Genomic DNA, 427 nt, shown 5'->3' on the forward strand with positions numbered 1-427 from the left:
GTCGACCTCGACCCGGCCGCGGACGCACGGGACGCCGAAGCCGCGGCACTGCTGCGTGAGTTCGCGGTGTACGACGAAAACGAGATCGCGCTACGTGGCGACCGCCGCCTGACCGGCCGCCTGACCGCTGCCGCGGATCTCACCCGCCCACTGCCGGTGCGCCTGCGCGCCGACGGCAGCTATCTGGTGACGGGGGCGTTCGGCGCGCTCGGGCGGCTGCTGTGCCGCACGCTGGTGCGGCGGGGCGCGCGGCGGCTGATCCTGCTGGGCCGCACGGCCCTGCCTGAGCGCGGACAGTGGCGGGAGACCGACCCGGATAGCCCGGTCGGCCGGAACGTCGCCTTCGTCCAGGAGCTCGAAGCGCTCGGCGCGCATCCCGTGCCCGTGGCGCTCGACATCACCGACGAGGAAGCCTTGGCCTCCTGGC

At 74.5% G+C, this 427-nt stretch carries 1 protein-coding gene; it reads left to right on the plus strand.

Annotated features, from left to right (window positions below; all coding sequences use genetic code 11):
• On the plus strand, positions 1-427 hold a 427-nt coding region (locus AC1DSF_RS30965; protein WP_478184136.1), incomplete at both ends, for a KR domain-containing protein.

The sequence above is a fragment of the Variovorax sp. 01N429 genome (genome assembly GCF_056399425.1).